The sequence below is a fragment of the Pseudomonas sp. genome (assembly GCF_050739995.1).
Taxonomy (GTDB): domain Bacteria; phylum Pseudomonadota; class Gammaproteobacteria; order Pseudomonadales; family Pseudomonadaceae; genus Aquipseudomonas.
Window position 1 is genome coordinate 1 of sequence record NZ_JBOICG010000161.1, and the last position, 6,391, is coordinate 6,391.

The window sequence follows — 6,391 nt, forward strand, 5'->3', positions numbered from 1 at the left end:
GGGAGCCGGGCTTGCCCGCGATGGCGATACCAGCGTTAACGGTTGGGCTGCGGGGTGAGCCGCAGGTAAGGCTTCACCGCACGATAGCCCTTCGGAAAGCGCTTCTTGATCTCTTCCTCATCCTTGAGCGACGGCACGATCACGACTTCATCACCGTCCTGCCAGTTGGCGGGGGTGGCGACCTTGTGATTGTCGGTCAGTTGCAACGAGTCGATGACCCGCAGGATCTCGTGGAAATTGCGGCCGGTGCTGGCCGGGTACGTGATGGTCAGGCGAATCTTCTTGTTCGGGTCGATCACGAACAGGGAACGCACGGTGAGGGTGTCACTGGCGTTGGGGTGGATCAGGTCGTAGAGGTCCGACACTTTGCGGTCGGCATCAGCCAGGATCGGGAAGTTGACGACCGTATTCTGGGTTTCGTTGATGTCTTCGATCCACTTGTGGTGTGAGTCCACCGGGTCGACCGACAGGGCGATGGCCTTGACGCCGCGCTGGGCGAATTCGTCCTTGAGCTTGGCGGTGAAGCCCAATTCGGTGGTGCACACCGGGGTGAAGTCCGCCGGATGGGAAAACAGTACGCCCCAGCTATCGCCCAGCCACTCGTGGAAACGAATCTTGCCGGCGCTGGAATCCTGTTCGAAGTCGGGGGCGATGTCGCCCAGTCTTAGGCTCATGGTGTGGCTCCTGATGAGTGCTTATGGAGCCCACTGTGCATGGATTGGTGATTATTTAAAAAGAATAAATATCGATTTATCTAGACGATAAAGGAATATTAAAAATCTGTTCATTGGACGCGGGAACGGGCGAAGAGCAACATCGGTTTCAAGGTTCGAGAAGGCCTTGAGACGCTGTACAAAGAGGGAATTCGGGAAGGGCTTGCGGGGGTTGAGCCCGACTTGAAAGCAAGACACCCTGCCCGGCATTGCGCCGGGCAAGGTTTTACACGCTTACAGCAGCGGGATCGAGTAGCTGACGATCAGACGGTTTTCGTCTTGGTCGCGGGTAGCCACATCGGTACGCCACATTGCGTTTTTCCAAGCCACGCCAAGGTTTTTCAGCGGGCCTTCTGGAACAACGTATGCCAGGGTGATATCGCGTTCCCACTCGGACTTGTCGCCAGTAGTGGTCTGGATGTTGGTACCTTTGAGGTAAATGATACCAGCGGTCAGGCCAGGCACGCCGACTTTGGCGAAGTCATAAGCGTAACGAGCTTGCCAAGTGCGCTCGCCGGCGCGGGCAAACTTCTGGATCTGCATGTCGGTGGTGGTGCTGTTCGACGAGCCGTCACCTTGGTTCAGCCAAGGGAAGTCGCTGTCGCCCTTGGTGTACTGGTAACCGCCACCGAAGGTGTGGCCGTTAACCGAGTACAGTGCCAGGTAGCTGTACAGGTCGTTGTCGACCTTGCCCAGTGTGGTTGGCTTGGCACCGTCGTTGTAGTAACCAGTGGTGTAGTAGGCAGCGGTATTACCGTTAGAACCGTTATCACGGCTGCGGTAGTAGCGCAGGTCGCTTTTCAGCACGCCCGGGCCGATTGCCCAGTTGTGTACCAAGCCCAGGAAGTTCTGGGAGTAGAAGTCTTTCAGCTCGCCGAAGTAGTACGAAGCGGTCAGATCCTTGGTGATCTTGTAGTCAGCACCAGCGTAGTAGAACTTGTTGCTGAACTTGCCAGTGTCGTAGTTGGAGCTTTTGTTCGCGCCAGCAATCGACAGGTTTTCGTCGTTGCTGGAGTTACGGCCCTTGGCGGACTCGATCTGACCTGCAGTCAGTGTCAGGTCTTTGATTTCGCCCGAGGTGATCTGACCACCGGTGAAGGTTTGCGGCAGCAGACGACCGTCGTTGGCCTTGATAACCGGGTTGTTCGGCATCAATGTACCGATTTTCAGCTCGGTTTCCGAAATCTTGACTTTACCGGTCAGACCCAAGCTGGCGAAATCTGGAACAGCACGGTTGCCGTCGCTTGGGAAAATGGTGCCACCGGAAGCGGTACCGCCCGAGTTACCACTCTTGGCTGGGCTGGAATCCAGTCGCACGCCGTACAGGCCGATAGCGTCAACACCAAACTTAACAGTGCCCTGGGTGTAGCCAGAGATGAAACGCAGATCGAAGCCTTGGCCCCACTCTTCGTTCTTGTTCGCGCCAGTACCGGTGCGGTTGTCTGTGTTGATGTAGAAGTTACGCAGACCCAGAGTGGCCTTGCTGTCTTCGATGAAACCGGCGGAGTGTGCCTGTTGTGCAATTGCAGCCACAGCCACGGCCAACGCCAATGTTGACTTCTTCATGTACCGCTCCTCTCATTTCTAATTTTTGTATTTCTTAGGTCTCGGGTCTGACGCCCTCGATCCACAGATGCGCGATTAGCGCCAGATAGTGACTACCAAGTCAATCGTAACCTGATATGTCTACTACCTTCGTCTAATCGCAGTTAATTTGGTCCCTGCAGGGTAATGAGTTTTTCATACACCCAAAAAGAATTATTTCATTCTTTTTCATACGATCCAGGAATAAGCCATTCCATGAAGCGAGTCGGTTAGCGTAGACCAACCGCTCCATAAGCTAATGCCTAAACGGTATTTACCAGCCTTTTTTTAGATCGATTAGTGTGGCCGTACTGTTGCATACGTCACCCACGATCAAAAAGGCGACGCCATCATGGCCAAAGGCACATCCTCCCGTCAATTTGTTACAGTTTTTGTATCGCTAATACTTTCTTTTGGTGTCAACGCGGCCGACCTGACTATCGGCTACCAAACCGGCATCGACCCCAGCAAAGTCCCACAGGCTGATGGCCTCTACGAAAAAGCCATCGGCGAGAAGATCGCCTGGCGCCGGTTCAACAGCGGCCCGGAGGTGGTCACGGCCATCGCATCCGGTGATGTACAAATCGGCAACCTCGGCTCCAGCCCCCTTGCAGCAGCGGCTTCACGCAATCTACCCATCGTGGCGTTTATCGTATCGGCGCAGATCAATGCTTCTGAAGCATTGGTGGTGCGCAATGGCAGCGGGATCGACAAGCCACAAGACCTAGTGGGCAAAACCATCGCCACGCCGTTCGTTTCAACCTCTCATTACAGCCTGCTCGGCGCCCTCAAGCATTGGGGCCTGGACACCAAACAAGTCAAGGTGGTGAACCTGCAACCCGCCGAAATTGCCGCCGCGTGGAAACGTGGCGATATCGACGGTGCATTCGTGTGGTCACCGGCCCTGGGCGAGATCCGCAAGACCGGCAAAACCCTGACAGACGCGGCCCAGGTGGGTCAGTGGGGTGCACCGACCTTCGAAGTGTGGGTGGCACGCAAGGATTTCGCGGAAAAACATCCTGACGTAGTGGCCAAGTTTGCCAAGGTCACCCTGGATGCATTCGCCGACTATGCCGCCCATAAAGACAGTTGGATGGTGGATTCCGAACCGGTGCAAAAAATCGCCAAATTGACAGGTTCAAATGCCGCCGACATTCCCGAGCTGCTGGCCGGCACTGCGTTCCCGGATGCCCAGGCGCAGCAAACCGACGCACTGCTTAAAGGTGGCACGGCGAAAGCGATCGGGGAGACGGCGAAGTTCTTGAAGGAACAGGGAAAGGTTGAAACGGTGCTACCAGACTATTCAGCCTTCGTGACCGACAGATTTATCAGCCAGTAAGCAAATCGAATGTGGGAGCAAGCCCGCTCCCACATTTAGACCTGTTGTGCTTCTGAGGCCCGGTTTAGAGGGCCTTTTCGAAAATCTTCGAATTACGCTGGTAGTTGTACAGCGATGCCCGCGCCGACGGCAGGCGATCCACGCTGCTCGGCACAAAACCGCGTTCGCGGAACCAGTGAGCGGTGCGGGTGGTGAGGACAAACAGGGTCTTCAACCCCTGCGCCCGGGCACGGGTTTCGATGCGTTCCAGCAGCACATCGCCGCGCGCGCCATGGCGGTACTCCGGGTTCACCGCCAGGCACGCCAACTCGCCGGCATCTGAATCGGCGATCTGGTACAGCGCCGCACAGGCGATGATCATGCCTTCACGCTCGACCACGCTGAATTGCTCGATCTCACGCTCCAGCACTTCCCGCGAGCGCCGCACCAGAATGCCCTGCTCTTCCAGCGGGCTGATCAAGTCGAGCAAGCCACCGACGTCTTCAATCGCCGCTTCGCGCACCTGTTCGAATTGTTCCTGGGCCACCAGCGTACCGCCGCCGTCCCGGGTAAACAGTTCGGTGAGCAAGGCGCCGTCTTCGGCATAGCTGACGATATGACTGCGCCCTACTCCGCCTCGGCAGGCCTCGGCGGCGGCATCGAGCAATTCGGCCTGGTAGTTGGTTTTGCCCAGGCGCTGCAGGTGCGCCGGCACTTGTTGGGGACGCAACTCGCGCACCAGCCGGCCGTTTTCATCGATCAGGCCCATGTCTGCGCCGAACAACAGCAGCTTATCGGCGCCCAGGTCGATAGCGGCGCGGGTGGCGACGTCTTCGCAGGCCAGGTTGAAGATCTCGCCTGTCGGTGAGTAACCCAGGGGCGATAGCAACACGATGGAGCGCTCGTCCAACAAACGATTGATACCCTTGCGGTCGACCCGGCGCACTTCGCCGGTGTGGTGATAATCCACACCTTCCAGCACACCGATAGGCCGTGCGGTCACAAGGTTGCCGCTGGCCACCCGCAGGCGCGAGCCCTGCATCGGCGAGGAAGCCATGTCCATGGACAAGCGCGCTTCGATGGCGATGCGCAGGTGGCCGACCGCGTCGATCACACACTCCAGGGTCGCGGCATCGGTGATGCGCAGACCTTCGTGGTAAGCCGGGACCAGGCCGCGGGCTTCAAGGCGGGCTTCGATCTGTGGGCGCGAACCGTGCACCAACACCAGCCGCACCCCCAGGCTGTGGAGCAGCACCAGGTCGTGGACGATATTGCCGAAGTTCGGATGTTCCACACCATCGCCGGGCAGCATGACCACGAAGGTGCAGTCCCGGTGAGCATTGATGTAGGGCGAAGCGTGACGAAGCCAATTGACGTATTCGGGCATAAAACCTGGGCCTGTAATAAAAAGCAGCCAAACAAGGATGAATCGTGAAAGCGCACAGCGGGCTGATGGTTATCGTCGGAACAGGCTTGGCGACACGCTCGCTCTCCTTCTATGTACGAATGGGCAGGGGTTAATTTATGCGGGTTTCAGGCAGTAATGCTCGATCAGTTCCCGCAATAGACGCACTGTAGGCGTCAAGCGTGACATTTCGAGGTACTCGCCCGGCTGGTGGGCACAGGCGATGTCGCCAGGGCCCAGCACCAGGGTTTCACAACCAAGGCGCTGAAGATAAGGCGCTTCGGTGCCGAACGCTACTGCTTCGGCACGATGCCCGGTCAATCGCTCCGCCACCCGCACCAGTTCGGCATCTTCCGGCTGCTCGAATGGCGGTACCTCGGGGAACAGCGGCGCGTAGTCGATCTTTACTTTATGCCGCTCGGCCAAGGGTTCGAGCTTCTGCCGGATAGCGTCACGCAGCACCTGGGGGTCCATGCCCGGCAAGGGGCGCAAGTCGAACTCCAGGGAACACTGGCCGCAGATGCGGTTGGGGTTGTCGCCACCATGGATGCAGCCGAAGTTCATGGTTGGCTGGGGCACGCTGAACTGCGGGTTGCGGTACTCGCGTTGCCAGGCCAGGCGCAAACCGCGCAGTTCGCCGATGGCGTCATGCATGGCTTCGAGGGCGCTGTGGCCCAGGCTCGGGTCCGACGAATGGCCGCTTTGGCCGAGGATGTCGATACGTTCCATCATCACGCCTTTGTGCAGGCGGATCGGCTTGAGGCCCGTCGGCTCACCAATCACCGCCGCACGCCCCAGCGGGCGGCCTGCTTCGGCCAACGCGCGTGCACCGGACATGGAGCTTTCTTCGTCACAGGTAGCGAGGATCAACAACGGTTGCTTGAACGATTGATCCAACAGCGGCAACACGGCCTCGATCGCCAACGCGAAAAAGCCCTTCATGTCGCAACTGCCCAGCCCTACCCAGCGGCCGTCGACTTCCGTCAGTTTCAACGGATCAGTCGTCCACAATGCCGCGTCATAAGGAACGGTGTCACTATGACCCGCCAGCACCAGGCCACCGGGGCCGCTGCCGAAGCTGGCCAGCAGGTTGAATTTGCCAGGGCTGACTTGCTGGATGTCGATGGCAAAGCCCAAATCACCCAGCCAACTGGCGAGCAAGTCGATCACCGGGCGGTTGGTCTGGTCGAGAGACGCTTGGGTGCAACTGACCGACGGTGCGGCAATCAGCGCGGCGAATTGCTCTTTCATGGACGGTAACGGCATGCGCGGCCTCTCAACTTCCCGGATGAACCCCACTATAGAGCCATCTGCACGACACAATAAACCGTTGCGGCGCGTTGCCGGGCTCAGTCCTGTACACTGCACGGC

The 6,391-nt window shown here is 58.3% G+C and carries 5 protein-coding genes; 1 reads left to right on the plus strand and 4 read right to left on the minus strand.

The genetic code is table 11. From position 1 onward, the window contains the following. Positions 1-35: 35 nt before the first annotated feature. Positions 36-674 carry a peroxiredoxin gene (locus tag ACRESD_RS05725; RefSeq protein ID WP_015886425.1) on the minus strand — a complete coding sequence of 213 codons (639 nt, stop codon included), beginning with the start codon at positions 672-674 and terminating at the stop codon, positions 36-38. Positions 675-947: 273 nt separating this feature from the next. Beyond that, on the minus strand, positions 948-2,279 hold the full coding sequence (locus tag ACRESD_RS05730) for an OprD family porin (protein ID WP_431750040.1): 1,332 nt from the start codon (positions 2,277-2,279) through the stop codon (positions 948-950). 370 nt (positions 2,280-2,649) lie between these two features. Between ACRESD_RS05730 and tauA the strand changes: the two genes are divergently transcribed. Continuing rightward, complete coding sequence (gene tauA, locus ACRESD_RS05735; protein WP_431750041.1) at positions 2,650-3,636, plus strand: taurine ABC transporter substrate-binding protein; 987 nt, start codon at positions 2,650-2,652, stop codon at positions 3,634-3,636. Between the two features lie 64 nt (positions 3,637-3,700). On the opposite strand, the gene argA is transcribed toward tauA, so the two are convergent. Both argA and argE read right to left on the minus strand, forming a co-directional pair. Beyond that, the gene (argA, locus tag ACRESD_RS05740) at positions 3,701-5,002 is read right to left on the minus strand and encodes an amino-acid N-acetyltransferase (protein ID WP_431750042.1); all 1,302 of its coding nucleotides are present in this window, start codon (positions 5,000-5,002) and stop codon (positions 3,701-3,703) included. Positions 5,003-5,137: 135 nt separating this feature from the next. After that, positions 5,138-6,286, minus strand: coding sequence for an acetylornithine deacetylase (gene argE, locus ACRESD_RS05745; RefSeq protein ID WP_431750043.1), 1,149 nt, complete (start codon positions 6,284-6,286; stop codon positions 5,138-5,140). Positions 6,287-6,391 lie beyond the last annotated feature (105 nt).